25 protein-coding genes and 1 pseudogene are annotated in these 23006 nt (G+C 60.2%); 17 read left to right on the top strand and 9 right to left on the bottom strand.

All coding sequences use genetic code 11. The features are described 5' to 3' along the window. The first annotated feature begins 3 nt into the window (after positions 1 to 3). Genes P9250_RS10735 through P9250_RS10745 form a run of 3 tightly spaced genes read left to right on the top strand, consistent with a single transcriptional unit; the run spans position 4 to position 3497 of the window. A complete protein-coding gene (locus P9250_RS10735) occupies positions 4 to 1578 on the top strand; it encodes a DHA2 family efflux MFS transporter permease subunit (protein WP_244828642.1) in 1575 nt (524 codons plus the stop codon). Between the two features lie 12 nt (positions 1579 to 1590). Continuing rightward, a complete protein-coding gene (locus P9250_RS10740) occupies positions 1591 to 3051 on the top strand; it encodes an efflux transporter outer membrane subunit (RefSeq protein WP_310392931.1) in 1461 nt (486 codons plus the stop codon). Further along, a complete protein-coding gene (locus P9250_RS10745) occupies positions 3048 to 3497 on the top strand; it encodes a PaaI family thioesterase (protein ID WP_310392933.1) in 450 nt (149 codons plus the stop codon). The genes P9250_RS10740 and P9250_RS10745 overlap by 4 nt, the downstream gene beginning before the upstream one ends. A gap of 42 nt (positions 3498 to 3539) precedes the next feature. Here the strand turns inward: P9250_RS10745 and P9250_RS10750 are convergent, their stop codons facing one another. Continuing rightward, the gene (locus P9250_RS10750; RefSeq protein WP_250493201.1) at positions 3540 to 4868 is read right to left on the bottom strand and encodes an aspartate aminotransferase family protein; all 1329 of its coding nucleotides are present in this window, start codon (positions 4866 to 4868) and stop codon (positions 3540 to 3542) included. Between the two features lie 163 nt (positions 4869 to 5031). Between P9250_RS10750 and P9250_RS10755 the strand changes: the two genes are divergently transcribed. Next, the gene (locus P9250_RS10755) at positions 5032 to 6441 is read left to right on the top strand and encodes a PLP-dependent aminotransferase family protein (protein ID WP_310392936.1); all 1410 of its coding nucleotides are present in this window, start codon (positions 5032 to 5034) and stop codon (positions 6439 to 6441) included. A 17-nt stretch (positions 6442 to 6458) separates the two neighbouring features. Here the strand turns inward: P9250_RS10755 and P9250_RS10760 are convergent, their stop codons facing one another. The 5 genes from P9250_RS10760 to P9250_RS10780 all read right to left on the bottom strand — a co-directional run bounded on the left by P9250_RS10760 (position 6459) and on the right by P9250_RS10780 (position 9504). After that, positions 6459 to 6857, bottom strand: coding sequence for a hypothetical protein (locus P9250_RS10760; protein WP_244828624.1), 399 nt, complete (start codon positions 6855 to 6857; stop codon positions 6459 to 6461). 112 nt (positions 6858 to 6969) lie between these two features. Further along, entirely contained in the window at positions 6970 to 7737 is a 768-nt protein-coding gene (locus tag P9250_RS10765) for a methyltransferase domain-containing protein (protein WP_310392938.1), read from the bottom strand. A 10-nt stretch (positions 7738 to 7747) separates the two neighbouring features. Further along, positions 7748 to 8527: an ABC transporter substrate-binding protein gene (locus P9250_RS10770; protein WP_250466645.1), complete on the bottom strand. Its 780-nt coding sequence runs from the start codon at positions 8525 to 8527 to the stop codon at positions 7748 to 7750. A gap of 120 nt (positions 8528 to 8647) precedes the next feature. Continuing rightward, a complete protein-coding gene (locus P9250_RS10775; RefSeq protein ID WP_244829720.1) occupies positions 8648 to 9052 on the bottom strand; it encodes an Hsp20/alpha crystallin family protein in 405 nt (134 codons plus the stop codon). Between the two features lie 17 nt (positions 9053 to 9069). Then, positions 9070 to 9504 carry an Hsp20/alpha crystallin family protein gene (locus P9250_RS10780; protein WP_250466646.1) on the bottom strand — a complete coding sequence of 145 codons (435 nt, stop codon included), beginning with the start codon at positions 9502 to 9504 and terminating at the stop codon, positions 9070 to 9072. Positions 9505 to 9765: 261 nt separating this feature from the next. Here P9250_RS10780 and P9250_RS10785 point away from each other — a divergent pair, with 261 nt between their 5' ends. Genes P9250_RS10785 through P9250_RS10795 form a run of 3 tightly spaced genes read left to right on the top strand, consistent with a single transcriptional unit; the run spans position 9766 to position 12451 of the window. Beyond that, positions 9766 to 10746, top strand: a complete 981-nt coding sequence (locus P9250_RS10785; RefSeq protein ID WP_310392940.1) for a 2-dehydropantoate 2-reductase — start codon at positions 9766 to 9768, stop codon at positions 10744 to 10746. Positions 10747 to 10790: 44 nt separating this feature from the next. After that, the gene (locus tag P9250_RS10790; protein WP_250510275.1) at positions 10791 to 11216 is read left to right on the top strand and encodes a nucleotide pyrophosphohydrolase; all 426 of its coding nucleotides are present in this window, start codon (positions 10791 to 10793) and stop codon (positions 11214 to 11216) included. Positions 11217 to 11275: 59 nt separating this feature from the next. Continuing rightward, positions 11276 to 12451 (top strand): acyl-CoA dehydrogenase family protein, encoded by a 1176-nt coding sequence (locus P9250_RS10795; protein ID WP_310392942.1) that lies wholly within the window; start codon positions 11276 to 11278, stop codon positions 12449 to 12451. Between the two features lie 36 nt (positions 12452 to 12487). Here the strand turns inward: P9250_RS10795 and P9250_RS10800 are convergent, their stop codons facing one another. Next, complete coding sequence (locus tag P9250_RS10800) at positions 12488 to 12751, bottom strand: DUF4148 domain-containing protein (RefSeq protein ID WP_244828613.1); 264 nt, start codon at positions 12749 to 12751, stop codon at positions 12488 to 12490. Between the two features lie 388 nt (positions 12752 to 13139). On the opposite strand from P9250_RS10800, the gene P9250_RS10805 reads away from it, so the two are divergent. The 3 genes from P9250_RS10805 (at position 13140) to P9250_RS10815 (ending at position 15265) form a co-directional block, all read left to right on the top strand. Beyond that, positions 13140 to 13379, top strand: a complete 240-nt coding sequence (locus tag P9250_RS10805; protein WP_244828611.1) for a hypothetical protein — start codon at positions 13140 to 13142, stop codon at positions 13377 to 13379. A gap of 292 nt (positions 13380 to 13671) precedes the next feature. Continuing rightward, entirely contained in the window at positions 13672 to 14133 is a 462-nt protein-coding gene (locus tag P9250_RS10810) for a DUF3293 domain-containing protein (protein ID WP_250466652.1), read from the top strand. Between the two features lie 445 nt (positions 14134 to 14578). After that, the gene (locus tag P9250_RS10815) at positions 14579 to 15265 is read left to right on the top strand and encodes a filamentous hemagglutinin N-terminal domain-containing protein (protein ID WP_310392945.1); all 687 of its coding nucleotides are present in this window, start codon (positions 14579 to 14581) and stop codon (positions 15263 to 15265) included. Here the strand turns inward: P9250_RS10815 and P9250_RS32600 are convergent. Then, positions 15227 to 15595 (bottom strand): annotated as a pseudogene (locus tag P9250_RS32600) (hypothetical protein); the annotation flags it as partial. The gene P9250_RS10815 and the pseudogene P9250_RS32600 overlap by 39 nt on opposite strands. Positions 15596 to 15661: 66 nt before the next feature. On the opposite strand from P9250_RS32600, the gene P9250_RS32605 reads away from it, so the two are divergent. From P9250_RS32605 to P9250_RS10840, 5 genes are all read left to right on the top strand, one after another. Continuing rightward, positions 15662 to 15865, top strand: coding sequence for a hypothetical protein (locus tag P9250_RS32605; protein WP_409014868.1), 204 nt, complete (start codon positions 15662 to 15664; stop codon positions 15863 to 15865). A gap of 329 nt (positions 15866 to 16194) precedes the next feature. Continuing rightward, entirely contained in the window at positions 16195 to 17520 is a 1326-nt protein-coding gene (locus tag P9250_RS10825; protein WP_310392949.1) for a hypothetical protein, read from the top strand. A gap of 312 nt (positions 17521 to 17832) precedes the next feature. Next, on the top strand, positions 17833 to 18186 hold the full coding sequence (locus tag P9250_RS10830; RefSeq protein WP_250526577.1) for a hypothetical protein: 354 nt from the start codon (positions 17833 to 17835) through the stop codon (positions 18184 to 18186). A 427-nt stretch (positions 18187 to 18613) separates the two neighbouring features. Continuing rightward, positions 18614 to 18964, top strand: a complete 351-nt coding sequence (locus P9250_RS10835) for a hypothetical protein (protein WP_310392952.1) — start codon at positions 18614 to 18616, stop codon at positions 18962 to 18964. A 294-nt stretch (positions 18965 to 19258) separates the two neighbouring features. Next, entirely contained in the window at positions 19259 to 21055 is a 1797-nt protein-coding gene (locus P9250_RS10840; protein WP_310392954.1) for a ShlB/FhaC/HecB family hemolysin secretion/activation protein, read from the top strand. A gap of 86 nt (positions 21056 to 21141) precedes the next feature. Here the strand turns inward: P9250_RS10840 and P9250_RS10845 are convergent, their stop codons facing one another. Continuing rightward, positions 21142 to 21642 carry a M48 family metallopeptidase gene (locus P9250_RS10845; protein ID WP_244829716.1) on the bottom strand — a complete coding sequence of 167 codons (501 nt, stop codon included), beginning with the start codon at positions 21640 to 21642 and terminating at the stop codon, positions 21142 to 21144. 213 nt (positions 21643 to 21855) lie between these two features. Here P9250_RS10845 and P9250_RS10850 point away from each other — a divergent pair, with 213 nt between their 5' ends. Both P9250_RS10850 and P9250_RS10855 read left to right on the top strand, forming a co-directional pair. Then, positions 21856 to 22416, top strand: coding sequence for a metal-dependent hydrolase (locus P9250_RS10850; RefSeq protein WP_310392956.1), 561 nt, complete (start codon positions 21856 to 21858; stop codon positions 22414 to 22416). A gap of 58 nt (positions 22417 to 22474) precedes the next feature. Then, complete coding sequence (locus P9250_RS10855; RefSeq protein WP_250493211.1) at positions 22475 to 22972, top strand: LEA type 2 family protein; 498 nt, start codon at positions 22475 to 22477, stop codon at positions 22970 to 22972. Positions 22973 to 23006 lie beyond the last annotated feature (34 nt).

Here is a 23006-nt window from a genome sequence, read left to right on the forward strand (position 1 = left end):
ACGATGACACAGACCGCTCCCTTGGACCCGGCAAGTCAGCCCACGCGTCAGCGCGTGCTCGCGTTCGCGCTGATGTGCCTCGGCTTTTTCATGGCGACGCTCGATATTCAGATCGTCGCGTCATCGCTCAAGGATATCGGCGGCGGTTTATCGGCGAGTCAGGACGAGCTTTCGTGGGTGCAGACGTCGTATCTGATCGCGGAGATTCTCGTCATTCCGATGTCGGGCTGGCTCTCGAAAGTGTTCTCCACGCGCTGGCTATTCGTGGCATCCGCGGTGGGCTTCACCATCACGAGCATGTTGTGCGGCATGGCGTGGGACATCAATTCGATGATCCTCTTTCGCGGCATGCAGGGCGCGCTCGGCGCCGCGATGATCCCGACCGTGTTCACGACCGCCTTCGTGCTGTTCCCCGGCAAACAGCGACTGATTGCATCGACAACTATTGGCGCGCTGGCCTCGCTCGCGCCTGCAATCGGACCGGTGATCGGCGGGTGGATCACCGATCAATGGTCATGGCACTGGCTCTTCTATCTGAACGTCGTGCCGGGAATCGTGGTCGCGGTGCTGGTGCCGAAATACGTGCATATCGATTCGCCCGATCTTTCGCTGCTCAAGAAGGGCGATTACGTCGGCATCGCGCTGATGTCCGGCTTCCTCGGCTGTCTGGAATACGTGCTCGAAGAAGGGCCGCGCAAGAACTGGTTCGGCGACAACGTAATCGTGGCCTGCACCTGGATTTCGGCGATCTGCGGTTTCCTGTTCCTCGTGCATGCGTTCACCGCGAAAGAACCGATTGTCGATCTGCGCGCGCTCGCGGTTCGCAACTTCGCAATCGGCAGTCTGCTCTCGTTCGTGACGGGCATCGGCATCTTCGTGTCAGTGTTTCTGACGCCCGTGTTCCTGAGCCGCGTGCGCGGCTTCGACTCGTTGCAGACGGGTCTCGCGCTGCTTTCCGTCGGCTGCTTTCAGTTGATCGCGCTCGGGGCTTACGCGTTCGCCACGCGCTTCTTCGACATGCGCATCTTGCTGGTTTTCGGGCTCATCTGCTTCGGCGCGGGATGCTTTCTCTATACGCCGCTCACGCATGACTGGGGCTGGCAGGAACTGCTTTTACCGCAGGCGTTGCGCGGCATCGGGCAACAGTTCGCGGTGCCGCCCATCGTGACGATGGCGCTCGGGTCGTTGCCACAGTCGCGGCTCAAATCGGCGAGCGGACTGTTCAATCTGATGCGTAATCTGGGCGGCGCGATCGGCATTGCAGTGAGTGCGACCATGCTCAACGACAGGCTGAACCTGCACTATCTGCGGCTGAGCGAGAGCGTGACCGTTGGCCGGCCCGTCATCGAGCAGATGCTCTCGCGCAGTTCCGCGCATCTCGCCGCCGCCGCCGGCGATGCGCTCGATGCATCGCAAGCCGGGCTCGCTTCGCTGCATGCGCTCGTGTTTCGCGAAGCACTCGTTCTGACTTTCGCCGACTGCTTCTATCTGCTCGCGCTGTGCTTTCTCGTCGGTATCGTCAGCGTGATTTTTTCGAAGCCGATTGCAAGCGCGCCGCCTTCGTCCGATGCGCATTGAGTGAATACGACCATGAAGAAGCTTCTCATCGAATTACTGGCCTTGAGCGCGTTTAGCGTGTTGAGTGCTTGCGCCGTGCAACCCGCGACGCACGCCGATCTTCCGGCGACGGTTCAGACGACGGCTCCTGTCGATTGGAACGTGGAAGTGCCCGCCAATACCGCCGATCCAGCGGCATGGTGGAATCAGTTCAACGACCCGGTGATGCATGAACTCGTCGCGTCGGTGCTGAACGGCAATCTCGACCTCCAGGCCGCAGTGGAGCGCGTGAAGCAGGCCGAGGCGCTCACCACGCAACGCCGCGCTGCCTTGCTGCCGCAACTCGACGCGAACGCCACGGCGTCCGATACGCGCCAGAACACGCCGCCGCCGCTTGGCTACGTGCGTCAGGCGGGCGTCGGTCTCGCACTGAGTTGGACGCCGGATGTGTTCGGCGGCGAGCGGCTCGAATTGCTGGCGGCGCAGGCGCAACTGGTCGGCCGCGAACACGCGTCGGATCAACTGCGTCTTGCACTCGCTGCCGATACGGCCGCTGCTTACGTCGATTTACGTTGGGCGCAGGCCGAACTCAAGATTCTGCAAGACAACGAGGCGATCCGCGAACGCGCGCTGAAGCTCACGCAACGCCGCCTGCAATTCGGCTTGTCGACGAAACTCGACGTGGCGCGCGCGCAAAATCAGCTCAGTGATCTGCAATCGCGCATGCCGCGCACGCAGTCGACCATTCAGCATCAGTTGAGCCTTATTGCCGTGTATTCGGGCCGCACGCCGGAGTCCATCGACCAACTGATGCTCGCCAATCCCGGCGCATCGCCCGTGATTCCCGTCCCTGCCGAGGGCGCGCCGCAATTGCTGCCTTCCGAAGCGCTGCTGCGTCGACCCGATGTGCTGGTGGCCTACGCGACGCTTCAGCAACGCGCGGCGGAAGTGGGCGTCGCGCGCGCGGAGCGCTATCCGAAGTTCTCGCTGCGCTTGTCGGATGGCTTGCTTGCATCGTCTTATCTCGGCTTGCCGACGCTCACCGACAACCTGTTTTCGGCCGCGCTCAACGCCACGAGTCCGATCTTCAACGCGGGGCGTATCACGGCCGAGATCGAACAGAACGAGAGCAGGATGCGCGAGTCGGAACTGCATTTGCGGCAGACCCTGCTCGAAGCGCTCAAGGACGTGGAAGATACGCGCAGCGACCTCATCAGCACGACCGAGCAGAGCGCGAGATTGACCGACGCGCTCGGTGCATCGGGACAGTCGCTCACGCTTTCGACGCAGCTCTACAAGGGAGGCGCGGCAAGCTTTCTGGATGTGCTCGATGCCCAACAGTCCTATCTGCGCGACGCCGATGCGCTGAACCAGGCGAAGCGCGAGCACGCGCTCGCGGCGGTGGCGCTGTATCGGTCGCTCGGCGGCGGCTGGAGCGTGACTAACGATGACGATCCCATCAAGACAGCGAGTCTCAAGGAGAACACGAAATGAGCTTGATCGACGAAACCGCACCCGGCCTCGACGGCCTCGCTCAATTGCGCCGGCTGATCGCTAGCGGCCGCAAGCCCGGCATATTCGAGTCGCTCAGGCTCGACTTCGTGGAAGTGGAAGCGGGCAGGGCCGTGTTCGAAGGCATACCGGGCGATCATGCGTATAACCCGATCGGCACGGTGCATGGCGGCTACGCGGCCACCTTGCTCGATTCGGCATGTGGATGCGCGGTGCATTCGTGTCTGACCGCGACACAGGCCTATACGACGCTCGAGTTGAAAGTGGCCTATCACAAGGCCGTGACGCGCGATTCCGGTTTGGTACGCGCCGAAGGACGCGTGCTGACGATGGGGCGGCGCGCGGCGTTTGCCGAAGCGACGCTCAAGGACGCGCGCGGGAGGTTGTTGGCTTCGGCGACATCGACGCTGCTGGTCATCGAGCGGTGAGAAGGCCCGGCATCCTCGAATCGGGATGCCGGGCAATGGCGCTTACTTCACGCTCTGCAACACCTTGCGCACCGTGCCGAAGATATGATCGATCTGATCGTCCTCGACGATCAGCGGCGGCGAGAACGCGAGGATATCGCCGGTGTAGCGCACGAGCACGCCTGCCTCGAAGCACTTCACGAACACTTCATACGCACGCGCACCCGGCGCGCCTTCACGCGATTCCAACTCCACGCCCGCGACGAGTCCGAGATTGCGGATGTCCTTCACATACGGCGCATCGCGCAACGCGTGCACGGCGCTTTCGAACTTCTCCGCCTTCGACGCCGCGCGCTCGAACAACTTGTCACGCGCGTACAGATCGAGTGTCGCGACAGCCGCCGCGGTTGCAACAGGGTGTGCCGAATACGTATAGCCGTGGAACAGTTCGATCGCGTTCGCCGCGCCTGCATCGACGATTGCGTCGTGCACCTTGCGATGCGCCGCGACCGCGCCCATGGGAATGGTGGCGTTGTTGATGGCTTTCGCCATGGTGATGAGGTCCGGCGTCACACCGAAATACTCGCTCGCCGTGGCCTTGCCCAGACGCCCGAAGCCGGTGATGACTTCGTCGAAGATCAGAAGAATGCCGTGTTTCGTGCAAATTTCGCGCAGCTTCTGCAAGTAGCCCTTCGGCGGCACCAGAACGCCAGTCGAACCCGCGAGCGGCTCGACGATGACCGCGGCAATCGTCGATGCATCGTGCAGCGCGACGATACGTTCCAGTTCTTCCGCGAGATGCTCACCCCACGCGGGCTGACCCTTGGAAAACGCGTTGTGCGCGAGGTCGTGCGTATGCGGCAAGTGATCGATCGACGGCAACAGCGCGCCCGAGAACGTTTTGCGATTCGGCGCGATGCCGCCCACCGAGATGCCGCCGAAGCCGACGCCGTGATAACCGCGCTCGCGGCCGATGAGACGCGTGCGCTGACCTTCGCCGCGCGCGCGATGGTAGGCAATCGCGATCTTCAACGCCGTATCGACGGATTCGGAACCGGAGTTCGTGAAGAAGATGCGATCCAGTCCTTCGGGCATCAGGCCCGCGACCTTGGTGGCCGCCTCGAAGGCAAGCGGATGGCCCATCTGGAAGGTCGGCGCGAAATCGAGCGTCGAGAGCGCCTTCTGCACCGCTTCGACGATCTCGTCGCGGCAATGGCCTGCGTTCACGCACCAAAGGCCCGCGCATCCATCGAGAATTTCGCGGCCGTCCGTCGAGCGGTAGTACATGCCTTTCGCGCTTTCGAGCAGGCGCGGTGCGGCCTTGAACTGACGGTTGGCGGTAAAGGGCATCCAGAACGACGAAAGGTCTTCGATGACAGGGCGGGCATTCATATCAAGTCTCCTCAAGGAACGGTCACTCTATGCCTCGACAAAATGGCGAGGCATAGACAGTTGGTTCACTGCATTGCCAACTGTGCTGGCAAAATGATGCAAACTGTAGTGGCGAGCGCGGCGCATATTCATCCAGTCCCGCGTGTTTCGACTATCCATACACATGATAGAACTCAGGCTCGAACGCGGCTCGCGTCATGCGCCAACGCTCGTCGAACAACTCGTGCAGGCTTTTTCGGGCGCTATCGAGTCCGAGACGCTGCGCGCGGGCGCGCTTTTGCCCTCGGTGCGCCGGCTCGCCGAGTCGCACGCGCTCAGCACGTTCACGGTGACCGAAGCGTATGGCAGGCTCGTGTCGATGGGTCTTGTCATCGCGCGGCGCGGTTCGGGGTATCGCGTGGCGGTGCGCCAGAAAAGCGAGCGCGTGCGGGCTGTCGAATGGCAGCCGCCTAGTCTCACGGCGACCTGGCTGCTCTCGGATGTCTTCGCGGATCATTCCGTGCCGATCAAATCCGGCTGCGGCTGGCTGCCGAACGAATGGGTCAACGAAAGCGGTTTGCAGCACGCGTTGCGCGCGGTGAGCCGCGTGCCGGCGGCGCGCATTGCCGATTACGGGCGGCCTTATGGATTTGCGCCTCTGCGCGAACGCATTGCGGAGCAGCTCGACCGGCACGGTTTGCCCGTCGATGCCGCGTCGAACGTACTGTTGACGGCCGGCGCCACGCAGGCGCTCGATCTGATCGTGCGCACGCTGCTGCGCCCGGGCGATGCGGTCGTCGTCGAAGATCCCGGCTACTGCAATCTGCTGCAGATTCTGCGGCTCGCGGGTCTCGACGTGCATGGCGTGCCGCGCACCGTGGCGGGCATCGATACGGAAGCGTTCGAGCGGATTGCGATCGAGCATCGGCCGAAAGCGGTTTTTCTCAATACGACGCTGCAGAACCCGACGGGCGCGACGTTGAGCATGGCGTCGGCGTTTCGTCTGATGCAGATTGCGGAGCGCCACGGCATGTGGGTCGTCGAGGACGATGTCAATCGTGAACTCGCGCCGCCCGGCGCGCCCTTGCTCGCGGCGATGGAAGGGTTGCACCGCGTGCTGTATGTCGGCGGTTTCGCGAAGACCATCACGCCTTCGTTGCGATGCGGTTATGTCGTCGCCGAGCGCGAAGTGCTGCGCGAACTCGCGCGCACGAAGATGGCGGTGGGACTGACATCGTCGGAGACGACTGAACGGATCGTCGAGAAAGTGCTGACCGAAGGCCGCTACGCGCGGCATGTCGAATTCGTCGTGGAAAAGCTGAAGGACGCGCACGCGCTCGTGGAGGAGCGCATGGATGCGCTCGGCATAGCACTGTTCCGCCGGCCGCGCGCGGGGCTGTTCGTATGGGGTGAATTGCCGATTGATCCCGCCGATGCAGGCGACATCGCAACGCGCGCGTTATCGCATGGAATCTGGCTCGCGCCTGGCTCGTACTTTCGCCCGGGCGACGCCGAGAGCGCGTCGTTCCGCTTCAACGTCCCGTATTCGATGGACGATTCGCTGTGGTCGTTCCTGGAGTGCGCGATTAGGTAGGCAACCGCGACGCAGCCTCAAGCACTTCCGCTGGACTCATGCGTGCGCTGCCTCGCGATGTTCGCGTTGCGTGGCGGCGTCACCGCTGCGCTCACATCGGAAGGATTGCGCAGACCATGCCGTGTCTCGCGCGACGCGGCCAGATGCGCCTGTAGCCGCTCACACACGTCTTTTCTGCGTACGGGATTGAGCGGATCGCACAGACGAATGGTGAGCGTGCAAGCGTCGATATGCTTGAGACGATTGGTGGCGGGCTCGGGCGCCTCCCACAGCACGACGGTGTGCGTGCCATCGGAAACCTGCACGACCTGAAAACGTGCAAGATCGATCTTGGTCAATTCATGCGGTTCGATCGCCTGATGCATGGTGTCCTCGACATTAGCCGGCTGGGTGAGCGAGAGCAATGCAAGCACCATGCCGAGATGCGCAAAGCACGTCGGATGGTCGGGCGCGTTTCCAGGCGCATTCGCCCGCGTGCAAAAAGGACAATGCGCGCTTCAAACTACGCGCCCCGTCTTCGTGCACGCGTCATTTCCTGACCGCAACGAAGGCCGCAGTCGTGTAGGGCACGGTGACGACATCCTTGCCGCGCAACTCCGGTTCGGCTTCGATCAACGCACGTACTTCATCGTCGATGAGCACGCGTTCCGCTTCCGGCAACGCCGCGATAAAACTGGTCGAGCGCACGCGATGCACGATCACATCGTCGGGGGAACCGGTGTGTCCGATCGAAAGATGGGTTTCGGCGAGCGCGTCGAAACCTTTATGCGGAAACGCGTGGCGCCATTCGCCTGTATAAAAGCGCGGCGCATCGCCCTCGTAGCGGTTCACGATGGCGTCGAGCTTCGCCACCCACGGCACACGAAAGTCGCGCAGATTCCAGACGAGGCCGAGCTTTCCGCCCGGCTTCAACACGCGATGAATCTCGCTTAACGCTTCGCCGTTCGCAAACCAGTGGAACGACTGTGCGCACACGACGGCATCCACCGATGCATCGTCAAGCGGAATGGCTTGCGCGGCGCCTTCCAGCACTTCCACACCCGGCTGCGCAGCGGCGAGCTTCGCGCGCATCGAAGCGACGGGTTCGACGGCAATCACGCGCGCGCCGGTTGCAACGAGGCGCGGCGTGAACTTGCCCGTGCCCGCGCCCAGGTCGACGACGCTCGCGCCCGGCCGCAAGCCGAGCGTCTCGGCGAGCCAACCCGCGAGTTCGGGCGGATAGTCGGGCCGTCCGCGCACGTAGCTATCCGCGTTCGCCGTGTAGCCGACGCTTGCGGCCTGATGAACGTTGGTCATGGCAGCTCCTTCATTCGCCATAGATATCGAAATCGAAATACTTTTGCTCGATGCGCTTGTACGTGCCGTCCTTGATCATCGCGGCGATGGCGCCATCGAGCTTCTCCTTCAAGTCGGTGTCTTCGCGACGCAAGCCGATAGCCGTGCCCGGTCCGAAGATCGCGGGGTCTTCGAGCGCGCCGCCTGCGAATGCGTAGGGCTTGCCGCGCGGGGTATCGAGAAAGCCGCGTTCCGCTTGCACCGCGTTTTGCAGCGACGCGTCGAGCCGGCCCGTGAGCAGATCCGCATAGACCTGATCCTGATCCGCATACGACACGATGGTGACGCCCTTCGCGCCCCAATGCGCTTTTGCGTATGTCTCTTGCATCGACCCTTGTTCGACGCCCACGGACTTGCCCGCGAGCGATTCGGCCGTAGGCTGGATCTTCGCATCGCGCTTCGAGACGAGACGCGTGGGAACGTGGAAGAGCTTGCTGGAGAAGGCGATCTGCTTGACGCGCGCGGGCGTCATCGACATGGTGGAGAGCACGCCGTCGAACTTGCGCGACTTGAGGCCGGGAATCATGCCGTCGAAGGCGTTTTCGACCCACACGCATTTTGCTTCGAGCCGCCGGCAGAGTTCGTTGCCGACATCGATATCGAAGCCGACGAGCGTTCCATCGGGCGCTTTCGATTCGAACGGCGGATAGCTCGCGTCCGTGCCGAAGCGAATGGTCGACCAGTCTTTCGCATGCGCGCTGACGGCTACAGTCAGCATGGAGCCCAGCAACACCGTCAACAGCCTCTTCACGATTAAGTCCCTTGTTTGAGTTTGATTGCTTGTGACCGCCCTGGGATTATAGAGGCTCGTGCAGGCGAAAAAACGGCCGCGTGATAGCGGCCGTTCGTTATTGCTGAGACATCGAAGCGCTCAACTCGCGCGCACTTCCACGCGACGCGGACGCGCTTCTTCACGACGCGGAATGGTCAGCTTCAGCACGCCGTTCTGCAGGTTGGCATCGATCTTCGCGGTGTCGAAGTCGTCGCTTATCGTGAATGCGCGTGCAAAGCGCGGCACGCGCAATTCGGCGTGATGCACACGCAGCGACGCCGTGACAGGCACGATTGCCTCGGCTTCGATGGTGAGACGCGAGTCATGTACTTTCACATCGAGTTTCTCGCGGGGCACGCCGGGCAGGTCGGCCCACAGCGTGATGCCCTGACTATCCTCGACGATATCGACCGCAGGCGTGACCGTCGTGCGGCGCACGGTGTCTTCCTTCTTGCGTGCAACTTCGTTTGCCTGACGCTCGGTGATTTGCGTGGTGTCGTTCATCATGTTCTCCCTGTGCCTTACTGAATGGTGATGGCGCGCGGCTTGGATGCTTCGCGCTTGCCGATGACGATAAACAAGGTGCCGTTTTCATAACGCGCTTCGACCTTGTCGGCATCCGCGTTTTGCGGCAGTTCGATCACGCGGCGAAACGCGCCCGTGAAGCGTTCCCTCGCGTAGGTGCGCGAGCCTTCGGTCAATGCTTCGGCGCGCCGTTCGCCGCTGATGGTGAGCAGGCCTTTGTCGACCGTCACGTCGAGCGATGCCGGCTCGACGCCCGGCACGAATGCCACGACTTCGATGGCCTCGTCGGTGCTGCCGACGTTCAGCGATGGAAACGCATCCGCGCGGCTGGCACGAATGCTGGAAGGCAGATTGCCGAGAAGCGAAGACATCTGCCGTTGCACGCGGTTCAGATCGCTCAGGAAGTCGCCGCCAAAATAAAAGTCACTCATGATTCGGTCTCCGATGTTACGGCCGTCAAGCCGGCAGCAGGAAGTTGAGATATGTCACCATGACAGCGCGCTGGTTCGCTGCCTCTGCATGCAAGGTAGGTGCGACGGCTATCGTTTCAATATCGAAAAGCGTATTTTGGGCGGGAATATTTATTCGCTTTCGTGCTCTTGAAATGAGCGTCGGCGCGCCTAGATTGAACCGTTTCGGCATGCGCCAAGCTCTTACAATGAAGTCCGACAGTTCAGACGAGGAGACGAGACATGAAGGTGTGCATTTATGGCGCAGGCGCGATCGGCGGCTGGATCGGCGTGAAGCTCGCGCAGGCGGGTTGCGATGTCAGCGTGGTCGCACGCGGCGCGACACTAAACGCCATTCGCGCGCACGGTCTGCAACTCGTCGAGAAAGATGCGACGCATGCCGTGAAGGTCGCGGCGAGCGCATCGCCCGAAGAACTCGGTGCGCAGGATCTCGTCGTGGTGGCGGTGAAAGCGCCCGCGATGGAAGCCGTGGCCGCGCAGATCGCGCCGCTTTTGAGCGAAAAGACCACGGTTCTGAGCGCGATGAACGGCGTGCCGTGGTGGTTCTGCGAAGGCCTGGGCGCCGAGTTCGCGGGCAAGCGGCTGAGTTCGATCGATCCGCACGGCGCCATCGCCGCCGCCATTCCGGCCGCGCAAACGGTGGGTTGCGTGGTCCACGCGAGTTGCTTGGTTGAAGCGCCGGGCGTGATCCGGCATCATCAAGGCAAGGGTCTCATTCTCGGCGAGGCGGCGGGGCAGTCGGGCACGCGTGCCGAAGCGCTCGTTTCGCTCTTCACGAAGGCCGGTTTCGACGCGACGCTCTCGCCGCAGATTCAGCGTGACGTGTGGTTCAAGCTCTGGGGCAACATGACGATGAACCCGATCAGCGCGATCACCGGCGCGACCACCGACCGCATCCTGAGCGACGATCTCGTGCGCGGCTTCGTCACGAACATCATGCTGGAAGCGAAGGAAATCGGCGCGCGCTTCGGCATTCCGATCGAGCAGAATCCAGCGGATCGCCATGCCGTGACACTCAAGCTCGGTGCAATGAAAACCTCCATGCTGCAAGACGTGGAAGCGCGCAAGGCCGTCGAACTGGACGCGCTCGTGGCGTCGGTACGCGAACTGGGCGCCATGACCGGCGTCGCCACGCCTTTCACCGACGCCTTGCTCGGCCTCGCGCGTCTGCATGCCCGCACGCTGGGCCTTTATCCCGCATAACGACACAACGGCATAACGGCATGACGACACGTCAAAGGATGGCGATGGATCAGCACAACGCGCCAGAAGGCCGAAGCGAACTCACGGAAATGCGCGACATGCTGCGCGAGTTCGTGCGCGAGCGGGACTGGAGCCGCTTTCACTCACCGAAGAATCTGGCGAGCGCGCTTTCAGTCGAAGCGAGCGAATTGCTCGAACCGTTCACATGGCTGGCCAGCGGCGACAAGAGCGAGCTGGACGAGACGAAGCTCGTGGCGATTCGCCACGAAATGGCCGACGTGCTCGCGTATCTCGTGATGCTCGCCGATTCGCTCGACGTGGATCTGCATCGCGCGCTCATCGAGAAGATGGCGTTGAATCGCGCGAAGTATCCGGCGGACATGGTTCGCGGCGATGCCCGCAAATACTCCGAGTACAAAGCCGCAGATAACAAAGCGGATGAAAACAAAGCGGCCGGGTACAAAGCCTGATGACGCGCCGTTTCGCGCACGGTTAAGCTTGTGGATCACCGCCTTCAAAGGATTTGCCGATGGACTTCTCCCTCACGCCCGAGTTGACTGAATTGCAGGCGCGCGTGCGTGCCTTCATCGCCGAAGAGATCGTGCCGCTGGAGAGCGATGCGCGCTGCACGCCGCATGGCCCGGACGAGTCGCTGCGCGCGGAACTGATCGCCAAGGGCCGTCGTGCGGGACTTCTGTCGAGTCACGTATCGCCGGAATTCGGCGGCCTTGGGCTCAATCATGTCGCCAAGGCGATCCTTTTCGAGGAAGCGGGTTATTCGCCGCTCGGTCCGGTCGCGCTCAATATCGCCGCACCGGACGAAGGCAACATGCATTTGCTCGAAGCCGTCGCGACGCCCGAGCAGAAGGAGCGCTGGCTACGTCCGCTCGCTGCGGGCGAGATTCGTTCGTGCTTTTGCATGACCGAACCGCCGCCGGGCGCGGGCGCCGATCCTTCCATGCTGCAAACGCTTGCCGTGCGCGATGGCGACGGCTACGTGATCGACGGCGGCAAGTGGTTCATCACGGGCGCACATGGCGCGGCGGTCGCGATCATCATGGCGCGTTTCGAGGATGGCCCCGCGACCATGTTTCTCGCCGATATGAGGAGCCCCGGCATCGTGATCGAGCGCGCAATGGATTCGCTCGATACATGCTTTCCCGGCGGCCACGGCGTGGTGCGTTTCGAAGGCTTGCGCGTGCCCGCGCAAAACGTCCTTGGCGAAGCGGGCGAGGGGTTCCGATACGCGCAGGTGCGCCTGTCGCCCGCGCGTCTCACGCATTGCATGCGCTGGCTCGGCGCGGCCCGGCGTGCGCACGATGTCGCCACGGCGTATGCGCGTCAGCGTCAGGCGTTCGGCAAGTCGCTCGGCGAACACGAGGGCGTCGGCTTCATGCTCGCCGATAACGAAATGGATCTGCACATCACGCGCCTCGCCATCTGGCATTGCGCGTGGGTGCTCGACCAGGGCGTGCTCGGCAAGCACGAATCGAGCGTCGCGAAAGTGGTGTCGTCCGAGGCGTTATGGCGTGTCGTGGATCGTTCGGTGCAAGTGCTCGGCGGACAAGGCGTCACGCACGAAACGGTCGTCGCGCGCATTTTCAGCGACATGCGCGCATTTCGCATTTACGACGGTCCGTCCGAAGTGCATCGCTGGAGCATCGCGCGGCGTATCTTGCGCGGTCAGCGGCCGCGCGCGGAGTAACGCGCGAGTACCGTGCTCAGGCAGCAGAAACGCTACCTAGTTCGCACCGGTCGCGCGTTGCGCTTGCCGTTGCTGGGAGACGATCTGTCCCGCGCGCATGGCATTGTCGGGATAGTTCAGCCAGTCGTTGGGATCGTAGCCGGCCGCGCGCCAGGCGAGAAACTCCTGCTTGACCTGAGCGCGTGTCTTCGGCGCGGAAGGGTCGCCGATCGGCGTGACCGGCTGGGCGAGCGCGCTCGCGGCACATGAGGCGACGGTCGCAAAAAGTATCAGATGGGAAAGACGAAATTTAGATGCCATGGCGATCACCTCGCATCGCGTCGAGCGGTTATTCCATTCTAGGCGACGGACACACGGCGGACACGTTAGAAGCGCCACTTATCCGCATCGAATAGAGGTGTTTTTGGCGAGATAGCCTTGAGTCAATACGGGTGCTTCGTTGTCGATCTTCCGTCTATCTCGTGTAAAAGGTTCCGCAATGATCGGCCTCGTCGGATCGGTACCACGCCTCGGGAAACCCCGTGTTGCAATGCAGCATCCCATTGCGTATGCTGTTCTGAGCGGGGCGGCTCACAGCCGCTCAAGAATATCAACAGACATCGACGCAATAACAAAGCGCCCGTTTTCGAGGGCGTTCGTCGAGGAGGCAGGTTAGCCTTACGAACGTCAGCTTGAAGGAGCCGCAAACATGGACTTGACCTTATCGTCTCTGCCGACGCTGCATGTTTTTTATCAGGAAGGCGGCTGGCATTGGGCCATCACCGTCGAACGTGCCGCGGGTGTCGGCATGAAAATCGCCGCTTATAGCGACGAAGGTTTCGATACGGAAGAGGAAGCGCGTGAAGACGGCGAGCAAGTGCTTCGCTCCGACGACTGGCGTTCGCGTCAAATCTTCAGCCGCGGCGAGCGGCAGCAGGGCTGCACATAACGGACGATCGTCGGGCCTCGTTGCTTCTCTGTCTTCTAGCTTCTCTGCGTTTTATCTTCGGCCGCGTTATGCGTGTCACGCCGCGCGTCGTTATCGACACGAATCGCATGGGTCGATGTCTCTCTGCTTCTCTCTCTCGATGCACTCCGCTTCGCGATGCCTTGCATGAATTCGCTTCGCTGTGCGGTAGTCTGCGTTTTATCAATCCGCTAAGTCGAGCGCGGTAAAGTTCGAGATGCAACGTGCGTCTTCAGCGCATGCCTTCTCAGCCGCCGATTCGCGGATTACCTACATGAACCACGACGAGCACCAACGGTTTCAACCCAGCCCGAGCCTTTTGGACGCGACGCGAGATAGTTACCGCGAGGCGATTTATCGCATCGATATCGAGCCGGTCGTGGAGATGAAAATCGGCGAGCATAATGCCGATGTTGCTTCACTTCTTTCAAGGCATCATGTCTTTAGCGCGGTGTTCGTGACGGCCTTCAATCCATTCGGACACGTGCTTGAACCGGCGCATAACGCAAAGCGGCAGTGCTTGCTGATCGACCATATCGAACGAGCGGGCTTGCATGCGCTGCCCGGAGCCGGCATCGATCCGAAGGGAAAGTGGATCGCCGAAGCAAGTCTTTTCGTCCTCGGCACGACGCGCCAATTCGCCGATGCGCTTATGCAAAAGTTCGAGCAGAACGCCGTGGTTTATGTCGATGCTGCAGGTCTGCCTTGTTTGCTGTGGCATCCGGTTTATCGTTGATATTGGTATTCGCCGTTGATTCTTCATCACTGGGTTTTCTGACTGACCACATCGCATGATTCGGACAGGTGGTGCTATGTGCACGCGCCAGTTGCTAACGTGATCGTCCATAAGACACGCAACGCAACTGCAAGTAATGCGTGGCACGCGCGACAAACGTAGACAGTTTTCGACACCTTCGTCGACGATGTCTGCATGCCCTTAGCTCGACTGATTTCGGAACGCTACCGAACGCTTCGGACCCGATACCGCGTTTTCAGTCCGCGTCTTGCAAGCGTGTGACTTTGTTCTGCTTTTCGTTAGCGACAAGTCCTTCTGTCGAATGTCCGGCGTCCCATCAAAGTAGGAACATTCTGATTGTTACGAACGGTTAATCCGCGAGTAAATAGCGGCCTTCCGCTTCGGGCGTGACCTGCGTTTTGAAATCTTTATAAAACTATAAGAAATGAATAAGCATTCCTACCGGCTGGTTTTCAGTCGCGTGCGACGTATGTTGGTGGTAGTGGCTGAGTTTGCATCGGCCCACGGTAATGGTGCTGCACGGGGAGAAGGTCTTGCACGGCGCGCGCCCGTCGCCTCGATGTTTCAATCAGCTTTTAGCGCAATGGCCTGGGCGGCCATGCTGCTGCTCGGTTCGGCTTCCGGGCTGACGTTTGCACAGATCGTCGCCGCACCCGGTTCCGGCGCGCAGGTCATTCAAACTCAGAATGGTTTGAATCAGGTCAACATCGCGCGACCGTCCGGCAGCGGTGTTTCCGTCAATAATTTTTCACAATTCGACGTACCTGCGAAGGGCGCGATTCTCAATAATTCGCCGGTCAATATCCAAAGCCAGCTAGCGGGATATATCTCGGGTAATGGGAATCTGACACCCGGCAATTCAGCGAAGATCATCGTCAATCAGGTGATGAACAATGCGCCTTCGCAGCTGCACGGGTATTTGGAAGTTGCGGGGCCTAAAGCAGAGGTGGTCGTCGCCAATCCGAATGGCTTGGTAGTCGACGGCGCGGGCTTCATCAACACCTCGCGCGTCATTCTCACCACCGGCACGCCGAATTATGGCCCGAACGGCAGTCTCGCGGGCTTCAATGTCACGGGCGGCAACATCACCGCCCACGCCGATGAGCGATAGTCCACCGACCGTCACCGAACTGCCCGTCGTCTGGTTGATGTCGGTATTCGACACACCATTGGCGCGCTCGACCACCTTGTGTTCGCCGGTCTGCACCGAACCGATGTCGTAGTTACCGCCCACGGACAGGCCGAGATTGCCGCCCACGTTCAGATTGCCCGCGTGCTGCTCGACGTTGCCGCCTGTCGTGATGAGCGCGTTGCCCGCCACGTTGAGGTTGGCAATGGGCCCAAGCGTGATCGTGGTACGCGTCGCGCCCGTGGCGCTGATCTGATCGACGCTCTTGACCGCCGTGTCGAGGATCAGATTGCCGCCCGCATTCAACGCAATCCTGTTCAAGCGTCGGCGAGTATTACGGCTGGATGGCTTAATCAATCAAGCGTCTCGCCGGGTCAAGTGAATAATTTCGCTGGAGGTTATGCCGGTGGTATGTCCGGCGCTTACGGCATATTTGGTGGAGGTATTGTGTCTTCGCCCGGCAATGGAACCGCGACAGTGATCGGTGTTGGTGGTGGTGCGAGTGCAGCAAAAAACACAAATATCGGTGGAATCAGTGGTGGGTTCAGTAACGATCAAGGTAAAACAGGATTGAGGTGGTGATTATGGTTGGGATTCCTGGATCAACCCCTAAGACCCGAGGTCAAAAGATCGTGGGTACCATAGCCTTTACCGCAATCATGGGCTTTATCGTATATGTAGTAGTAGAGAACATCTTCTTCCGCTAAAGCAACGAACCCCGCTGAGCCCGGTTTCGTTGAATGCAGCTGTTCAAGCGGGCGTAGTGATGAGCTTGCCATCCTAAACTTGAACGTGCACGCGGCTGTGTTGTTTGAACCCAGTCTATTCGAGCCACAGCCCGACAAGCTGAATGCGAGCTACGGGCCAGTCTGAACCGTGACACGGCCGACTTGAGTGGCACGGTAAGCAAGTTGCCGGATCTGTCGAAGTTGCTCAACCAGCAGGCGAGCACGCAGCAGGCAGCGGCGATCGTGGCGCAGACGGTGGCGACGCAGATTGGCAATTATGCAAATCGGCAAAAGCAGGCGGCGGAGGCGGCGGGCGATCAGGACACGGCCGATAAGTGGAAGGAAGGGGGCGCGTACCGGATTGCGATGCACATCGCGGGCGGGGCGGCGGTGGCGGGCTTGGGTGGTGGAAGCATCGTAAGTGCGGCGCAGGGTGCTGCTGGAGCGGGGATATCGGCGGCGGCAGCGGGCAAGTTGAACGAGTTGAGCGAAGCTATCGCCACTTCGAGCGCGACGGGTAACGCAAATGCGGACAAGGCACTCGGGAATATCATTGCGAATGTGATTGCCACAGGTGCGGGTGCTGCCGTGGGTGGCGGCTCTGGCGCAATGACGGCGTCGAATGCTGATCTTTACAATCGGCAACTCCACCCTGACGAAAGAAAATGGACGAAGGATAACGCGAAGAGGTTTGCCGACTTCTACAAGGATCAGACGGGGCAAACGCTGACGGCAGACCAGGCGCAGCAGATGTTACTGGCAAGTGGCTATCGAATGGTGGATGCGGCCGCGAGCGCGGGACCGGCGCCGGACGGAAGCAAGTACGCGACGGCGTTCATTAGTCAGAATGCTGGCAGCATGTTCGCTGCTACTGCAGCCGAGTACAAAAATCCGTTCTTGTACGGTAGCCAGGATGGGGCGCTGACGCCGGAGCAAAGGGCGTTGCCGGGAGCTGTAGCTAACCCTAAACTTGGACTCGCTATTGCGGGTGCGTTGGCGGCACCGGCAGTCCTACCTGCACTGGCAACAATACCCGGTGCGCCGATCTTCGGGATTGATGGTGCGTTGGGTTCAAGTACATGGGCTTCCCCGCTCGGCATCGGCGCGATCACAGGAACAGTCAACGCGACCTCACAGTATATTCAGAACGGCTCAGTGAATCCCGTTGACGTCGCTTATGCTGGGATCGGCGGAGCTGGAGGAATGTATGGTGGATTCTTTTGGAACGTTGGCCTCAATGCAATTACCGGAGCTGCCGACACGGCAACCAACAACGCCTTGTCCGGTAAGAACGACAGTATTGTGACGGGTGCAGCGGCAAATGCTGGCGCGGCAGCTATAGGCTTCAAGATCGGCGCGGGCGCTCAATCCATTGCAGCCGGATCGAGCGGAGCTAATTGGTTTATTCCGAATAATCTTCCGAATATTATTGCTGGATTTTTTGGGGCGGCCGGAGCGGAAAGTGGGGCGGCAGGAATAAATGCGGCCAAGACGCGGGTCGGAAAATAAAATGAGTAAATACATCCTTACCTACGTAAAGTTGTTCCTTCTGAGCTTCGTAGGCGCGATGATGTTAAGAATCTGGATGATTTTTATTTCCATGTGGATACATGGCGACCATTATCAATGGGGATGGGTCGATGTAAAATTTATTTTGGTTAAAGGCGGCCTATTGACGGTTTTATTCTGGGTTACCGTAACTATCGGCTGGATGAAAAACAGGTCATAAGCCAATGCGTCATTTCTTTTGGCAGCGTTCTACTGATGGCACGCCAAAACGCGCCAACCTAATGGAAGGAAGGCGCCGAGTACAGAACCGCGATGCAAATCGCGGGCGGGGCGGCGGTGGCCGGCTTGGGTGGCGGAAGCATCGGAAATGCAGCGCAGGGTGCTGCTGGAGCAGGGATATCGGCGGCGGCAGCAGGTAAGCTCAATGAGTTGAGCCACGACATTGCCGCGTCGAGTCCGACCGGCAACGCCGATGCGGATCGAGCGCTCGGCAATATCATTGCGAACGTCATCGCGACCGGCGCGGGTGCGGCGGTGGGCGGCAGCAGTGGCGCGGCGGCGGCTTCGGCCGTCGATTTGTACAATGGCCAGATCACCGCCCTAAGCCTGACGAACGACCGGGCCACGAGAATGCAGCAGGTAATGACATTACGGACGAGCATCTAAATATTGTGCCGTCGGGCGGTGGAGTTATTAACGAGGCAGAAGCTGGCGAGAAACTCACGGTGGGCGGTGGTGGTGCATGGGGCGGAGTGAATGGCAATGCAAAATCGGGAGTTTAAGACAGTAGCTTTACGCCTAACGAAGGTGTCTCTACGCCATACATTCGCCCGACAGGAGCTGGGCCAACTAATGCACAAAATGCAGCAGTTCAAGGACAGCCGTGTGTGGATTGTGGTGCTGTAACCGGCAAACAAGTTGCGGATCACGTAGATCCTCTAGTAGTACAGTATTATCGTTAAGGTTCTGTTAACGTGGAGCAACAGCGTTCGGCCGATGCTGTCCAGCCGCATTGCCCGACATGTTCTTCAGTACAAGGCGGCCAGCTAGGAGCCTTCGGGCGCGCCATGAAGAGCTATTTTGGATTCTGATTATGAGTGAAGACATTCGCGAAACACAGCGGAAAATGTGCGTGAAATTTAATGCCGCGTACTTTGGATGTGACCCCAGTCTCAAGGTGGGAATCTCCCGCAATGTAAAGGATGGACTTCGTCCATTGAATGGACTTCGACTTCAACCTGAAGGCGGTACATGTGGTTGGTATATTTGGGCTGGAGACAAGTTCTCTGATGCGCCGGACTTCTTTGTTCCCCTGCATGCAACGCACATCGAAGATTGGGCACCTTTGATCATTCCATACCTCGGATTGCCGCCTGGCTGGAGATTTATTGTCACTGAACATTATGACGACGTGTGGGAAGATCCTCATTTACTTGCTAAATGAACTACAGGGTGAACCGAATAACTCAACGGTGGTCAGTCGAATGACCAAACAGTTTGCCGCGATGTTGAAGTGGTCATCGGGATGTTTCGCGACTTTTTTGATCATGGCGATTTAACTGAGTTTGGCCTAAGCAAGACGCGTCGTCTTCGGGAACCTAGAGCGCGCTAAATCGCCACCTCAAAGACGCAGCGTACGAGAGCCATCGTCCGACGAAGTGATTTCGAGCTTAAATGGTGAGCGAAGAAGGCTTGCGAAGACGAAGGCATGCGAAGTAAAAGTGAGTATTTGAGCATTATGAGAATCAGAAAGTGGCTGACGGCTTTGCCGCTTACAGCCTTCGCATCACTAGGGATACACGCACAGCAAGCACCAAACTCCGCAAATGAAGCGGCAGCAGCGCGCGCCAACGCCCAGCAAGAACAACAGGTCCAGCAGCAACGCGAAGCGCAGCAACGTGAGACGTCAGTTCAAACGCCCGCCGTGCGCTCAACCGTTCCCGGCGATCAGGGCTTTCCAACCCTACCAACCGAATCGCCGTGCTTTCGCATCAACACATTCACGCTCGACGTTCCACCAAGCCTGCCCGACGCGATACGCGCCAAAGGCGCATCGGCTCTACCGCTCGATCCCTTCGCGTTCGCACGTGAATGGCTCGGCCACTACACCGATCAATGCATCGAAAAAGAAGGCGTGAACCTGCTGACCAAAGGCCTGCAGCAAGCGATCCTGAGTCGCGGCTACATCACCACACGCGTGTTGTTACCCGAGCAAGACCTGTCGCACGGCACGCTCAAGTTCGCGCTGGTCCCCGGCGTCATTCGTGACATACGGTTCGCCGAACCCTTGTCACGAGGCTCGTGGAAAACCGCTTTCCCCACAAGACCCGGTGACGTCCTCGACTTGCGCGATCTTGAACAAGGCATCGAACAGATGAAGCGCGTCGCCAGTCAAGATGCGGACATGAAGATCGAGCCGACCGACATCCCCGGCGAGAGCGATGTCGTGCTCACGGTCAAGCGCGGCAAGCCTTATTCGTTCGTCGCATCGGTCGATAACTCAGGCAGCCGCGCAACGGGCAAGCTGCAAGGCAACCTCAGTCTCGGCATCGACAACCTCCTTGGCCTGAATGACGTCCTCACTGTCGGCGCAAATCAGGACCTCGAATTCGGCGACAAGGGCTTGGGCTCGCATGGCTTCAACGGATCGTATTCGATGCCATGGGGCTATTGGACCGCGACCGTCTTCGGCAACACCAACACGTACTATCAACAGATCGCGGGCGCCAACCAGACCTTCGTGTCGAGTGGCAACTCACAGACCGCCGGCGTCAAGCTCGCGCGCGTCTTACATCGCGGGCAAAGCGACGTGTTCGGCACCTACGTGCAACTGTCGAAGCGCTTCGGCGCGAGCTTCATCGACGACACCGAGATCGAACTCCAGCACCGCAACAACACGTTCCTGGAACTCGGTCTGACGGATCGGCATTACCTGGGTGGCGCGCAGTTCGACGGCACGCTCGCGTTTCGCCAGGGCATCGGCGCATTTGGCGCGACGCCCGATCCATCCTTGCCGCCCGACCCGAATATCGCACCGACGCCGGCGACCAAGCCAAGCGGCCCGACTTACCGCTTCCACATGGCCGTGCTCGATGCGAACCTCTCGGTGCCGTTCGCCATCGCAAATCAAGCGCTTCGCTACGTGACGACGATCCACGGCCAGTACACGAACGACACGCTCAACTACATCGACGATCTGACCATCGGCAGCCGCTATACGGTGCGTGGCTTCGACGGTGAACAGATGCTCGCGGCCGAGCGCGGTTTCTACTGGCGCAACGAGTTGCAAGCGCCGATCGGAAAGACAGGGCAAGCGCTCTACGCAGGCATCGACTATGGACGCGTGTTTGGCCCGAACACGGCGTTCCTCGCGGGAACGCAGCTCGTGGGCGCAGTAATCGGCATTCGCGGCGGCGTCCCAACGAAATATGCTGGATTGAGTTACGACCTTTTTGCCGGCACGCCAATCTACAAGCCGTCACGGTTTCCAACCTCACGCGTAACGGTTGGATTCCAGATGACGGCCCAACTCTAAGTCATCGCGAAGGGGCGTACTTGAAAGTACGCCCCCTCGCTCGGGCACTGAGCGAGCAGGCGTCGCACCCTTAGCCTTCTTCCTGATCATCCTCCCCGCACCAAATCCCGATGCGTCAAATAAAGCCGTAGATCGAACTCGATTTGGTGATACCCCGGCTGCATCAATTCGCAAAGCCGGTAAAACGCCTTGTTGTGATCGTTCTCTTTCAGGTGCGCGAGTTCATGCACGACAATCATCCGAAGAAACTCGGGAGCCGTATCCTTGAAGAGCGATGCGATCCGTATCTCTTTCTTCGCCTTGAGCTTGCCGCCCTGCACACGTGAAATCGCCGTATGAAGACCGAGCGCATGACGCAGCACATCGAGCTTGCTGTCGTAGATAACCTTGTCGATGGAAGGCGCCACGCGCAGAAACTCGCTCTTGAGCTCCGCACAGTATTGATAGAGCGCGCGGTCGGACTGCACCGCGTGCTTCTGCGGATAACGCGCTTCGAGATAGCTGCCGAGCTGTTGCTGGGCAATCAATCGGCGCACTTTGTCCTGTAGCGTATTCGGATAAGCGCTCAGGTATTTCAGCTGTTGCATGACGATAAAAGTCGATAGATAAAGATGCACGAAGGCGCGCACGCGCAGCGTTGTTTTATTCATTCTAGTCAACGCTGCGCCATCTCGCCGCCGAAAGAACCATGAGCGGTGTTGCAGGTCCCGCATTTACGTAAGTTTCTGTATCCGCCCGCTCCGGCAGACGCGCGCCATGCGAACATCTGCGCTCTTCATTGCAAGCAGGACAAGGCAGTCATGGCATCGAGCAAGGCCCATCACGCGACCGGGTGGGCTGCGGGAATCATCGCGGCGGCAATCGTTGGCCATATGGGCAACATCGGCAGCGCGCAAGGCATCGACAAGACCAGCGGCGGCATGTATTACCTTTACCTTGCGCTGGCGTTACTTGCTGGGGTAGCCGGTGCAACCGCGCCGGACTGGCTCGAAGTCGCCTGGTGGAGCAAGAGGCGCAAGCTCTGGATCACGCATCGCACGCTGACGCATTGGGGCATCGGCTGGGGCGCCTTGCTCGCGCTTTCGTGGCATCTGCTGAGAGAACATCCCGCCGCGGCGGTCGGCTTCGGGTTCGCGTGCGGCGGCATCATGCATCTGCTCGCGGACTGGCCCAACCCGCTCGGCGTGCCCTGGATCGGTCCGCGTCATTCGCTCAATCTCTGGACGAGCGGAACCTGCGACCTGATCGTGGTCGGCTTGTCATGGGTTGCCGCGTTCTATGTCGTGGACGATCTCTGGTTCCATCACGCGCATGTTCGCATGCTGCTGAACGCGGTGCATGTGCTGACCGGTCCGGCATGAAGGCATCACCCCGTTAGAATGTCCGTTGCCTAATCTCTCGCAACAGGAGCCCTTGCCGATGCAACCGAATCACGCGCGAAGCCGTTTCCTTTTCCTGATCACCGCTCTCGTGATGCTGTTCGCCTTCTCCGGGTGCGCGAGTTTGCTCAACCGCGACAGCCTGCGCGTGAGCGTCGCGGGCATCGAACCGCTCGAAGGGCAGGGGCTCGAAATGCGCTTCGCCGTGAAGCTGCGCGTGCAGAATCCGAACGATACCGCCGTGAACTTCGACGGCGTCGCGCTCGATCTCGATGTCAACGGCCGTTCCTTCGCAAGCGGCGTCAGTCCGCAAAGCGGCACGGTGCCGCGCTTCGGCGAAGTCGTGGTGTCGGTGCCGGTTACGGTGTCGGCGGTATCGGTGGCGCGTCAGGCGCTCGGCTACGCATCCGGCGACTCGGTCAGCAAGGTCTCCTACGTCGCGCGCGGCAAGCTCGCGGGCGGTCCATTCGGCGGCACGCGTTTCTCCGACTCCGGCACCATCGACTTTCCCGGCGGCAACGGCGCGTTGGGTTACTGAGCAGCCCGTCTTCGGGCTGTCGCGCGTTCGTCAT

It is taken from the genome of Caballeronia sp. LP006 (assembly GCF_031450995.1).
Classification (GTDB): Bacteria; Pseudomonadota; Gammaproteobacteria; order Burkholderiales; family Burkholderiaceae; genus Caballeronia.

What these genes read in the sequence shown, in the direction of transcription:
- P9250_RS10735 (WP_244828642.1), top strand. Translation starts at nt 4, where the DNA reads ATGACACAGACCGCTCCCTTGGACCCGGCAAGTCAGCCCACGCGTCAG.
- P9250_RS10740 (WP_310392931.1), top strand. Translation starts at nt 1,591, where the DNA reads ATGAAGAAGCTTCTCATCGAATTACTGGCCTTGAGCGCGTTTAGCGTG.
- P9250_RS10745 (WP_310392933.1), top strand. Translation starts at nt 3,048, where the DNA reads ATGAGCTTGATCGACGAAACCGCACCCGGCCTCGACGGCCTCGCTCAA.
- P9250_RS10750 (WP_250493201.1), bottom strand. Translation starts at nt 4,868, where the DNA reads ATGAATGCCCGCCCTGTCATCGAAGACCTTTCGTCGTTCTGGATGCCC.
- P9250_RS10755 (WP_310392936.1), top strand. Translation starts at nt 5,032, where the DNA reads ATGATAGAACTCAGGCTCGAACGCGGCTCGCGTCATGCGCCAACGCTC.
- P9250_RS10760 (WP_244828624.1), bottom strand. Translation starts at nt 6,857, where the DNA reads ATGGTGCTTGCATTGCTCTCGCTCACCCAGCCGGCTAATGTCGAGGAC.
- P9250_RS10765 (WP_310392938.1), bottom strand. Translation starts at nt 7,737, where the DNA reads ATGACCAACGTTCATCAGGCCGCAAGCGTCGGCTACACGGCGAACGCG.
- P9250_RS10775 (WP_244829720.1), bottom strand. Translation starts at nt 9,052, where the DNA reads ATGAACGACACCACGCAAATCACCGAGCGTCAGGCAAACGAAGTTGCA.
- P9250_RS10780 (WP_250466646.1), bottom strand. Translation starts at nt 9,504, where the DNA reads ATGAGTGACTTTTATTTTGGCGGCGACTTCCTGAGCGATCTGAACCGC.
- P9250_RS10785 (WP_310392940.1), top strand. Translation starts at nt 9,766, where the DNA reads ATGAAGGTGTGCATTTATGGCGCAGGCGCGATCGGCGGCTGGATCGGC.
- P9250_RS10790 (WP_250510275.1), top strand. Translation starts at nt 10,791, where the DNA reads ATGGATCAGCACAACGCGCCAGAAGGCCGAAGCGAACTCACGGAAATG.
- P9250_RS10795 (WP_310392942.1), top strand. Translation starts at nt 11,276, where the DNA reads ATGGACTTCTCCCTCACGCCCGAGTTGACTGAATTGCAGGCGCGCGTG.
- P9250_RS10800 (WP_244828613.1), bottom strand. Translation starts at nt 12,751, where the DNA reads ATGGCATCTAAATTTCGTCTTTCCCATCTGATACTTTTTGCGACCGTC.
- P9250_RS10805 (WP_244828611.1), top strand. Translation starts at nt 13,140, where the DNA reads ATGGACTTGACCTTATCGTCTCTGCCGACGCTGCATGTTTTTTATCAG.
- P9250_RS10810 (WP_250466652.1), top strand. Translation starts at nt 13,672, where the DNA reads ATGAACCACGACGAGCACCAACGGTTTCAACCCAGCCCGAGCCTTTTG.
- P9250_RS10815 (WP_310392945.1), top strand. Translation starts at nt 14,579, where the DNA reads ATGAATAAGCATTCCTACCGGCTGGTTTTCAGTCGCGTGCGACGTATG.
- P9250_RS10830 (WP_250526577.1), top strand. Translation starts at nt 17,833, where the DNA reads ATGCAAATCGCGGGCGGGGCGGCGGTGGCCGGCTTGGGTGGCGGAAGC.
- P9250_RS10835 (WP_310392952.1), top strand. Translation starts at nt 18,614, where the DNA reads ATGAGTGAAGACATTCGCGAAACACAGCGGAAAATGTGCGTGAAATTT.
- P9250_RS10840 (WP_310392954.1), top strand. Translation starts at nt 19,259, where the DNA reads ATGAGAATCAGAAAGTGGCTGACGGCTTTGCCGCTTACAGCCTTCGCA.
- P9250_RS10845 (WP_244829716.1), bottom strand. Translation starts at nt 21,642, where the DNA reads ATGCAACAGCTGAAATACCTGAGCGCTTATCCGAATACGCTACAGGAC.
- P9250_RS10850 (WP_310392956.1), top strand. Translation starts at nt 21,856, where the DNA reads ATGGCATCGAGCAAGGCCCATCACGCGACCGGGTGGGCTGCGGGAATC.
- P9250_RS10855 (WP_250493211.1), top strand. Translation starts at nt 22,475, where the DNA reads ATGCAACCGAATCACGCGCGAAGCCGTTTCCTTTTCCTGATCACCGCT.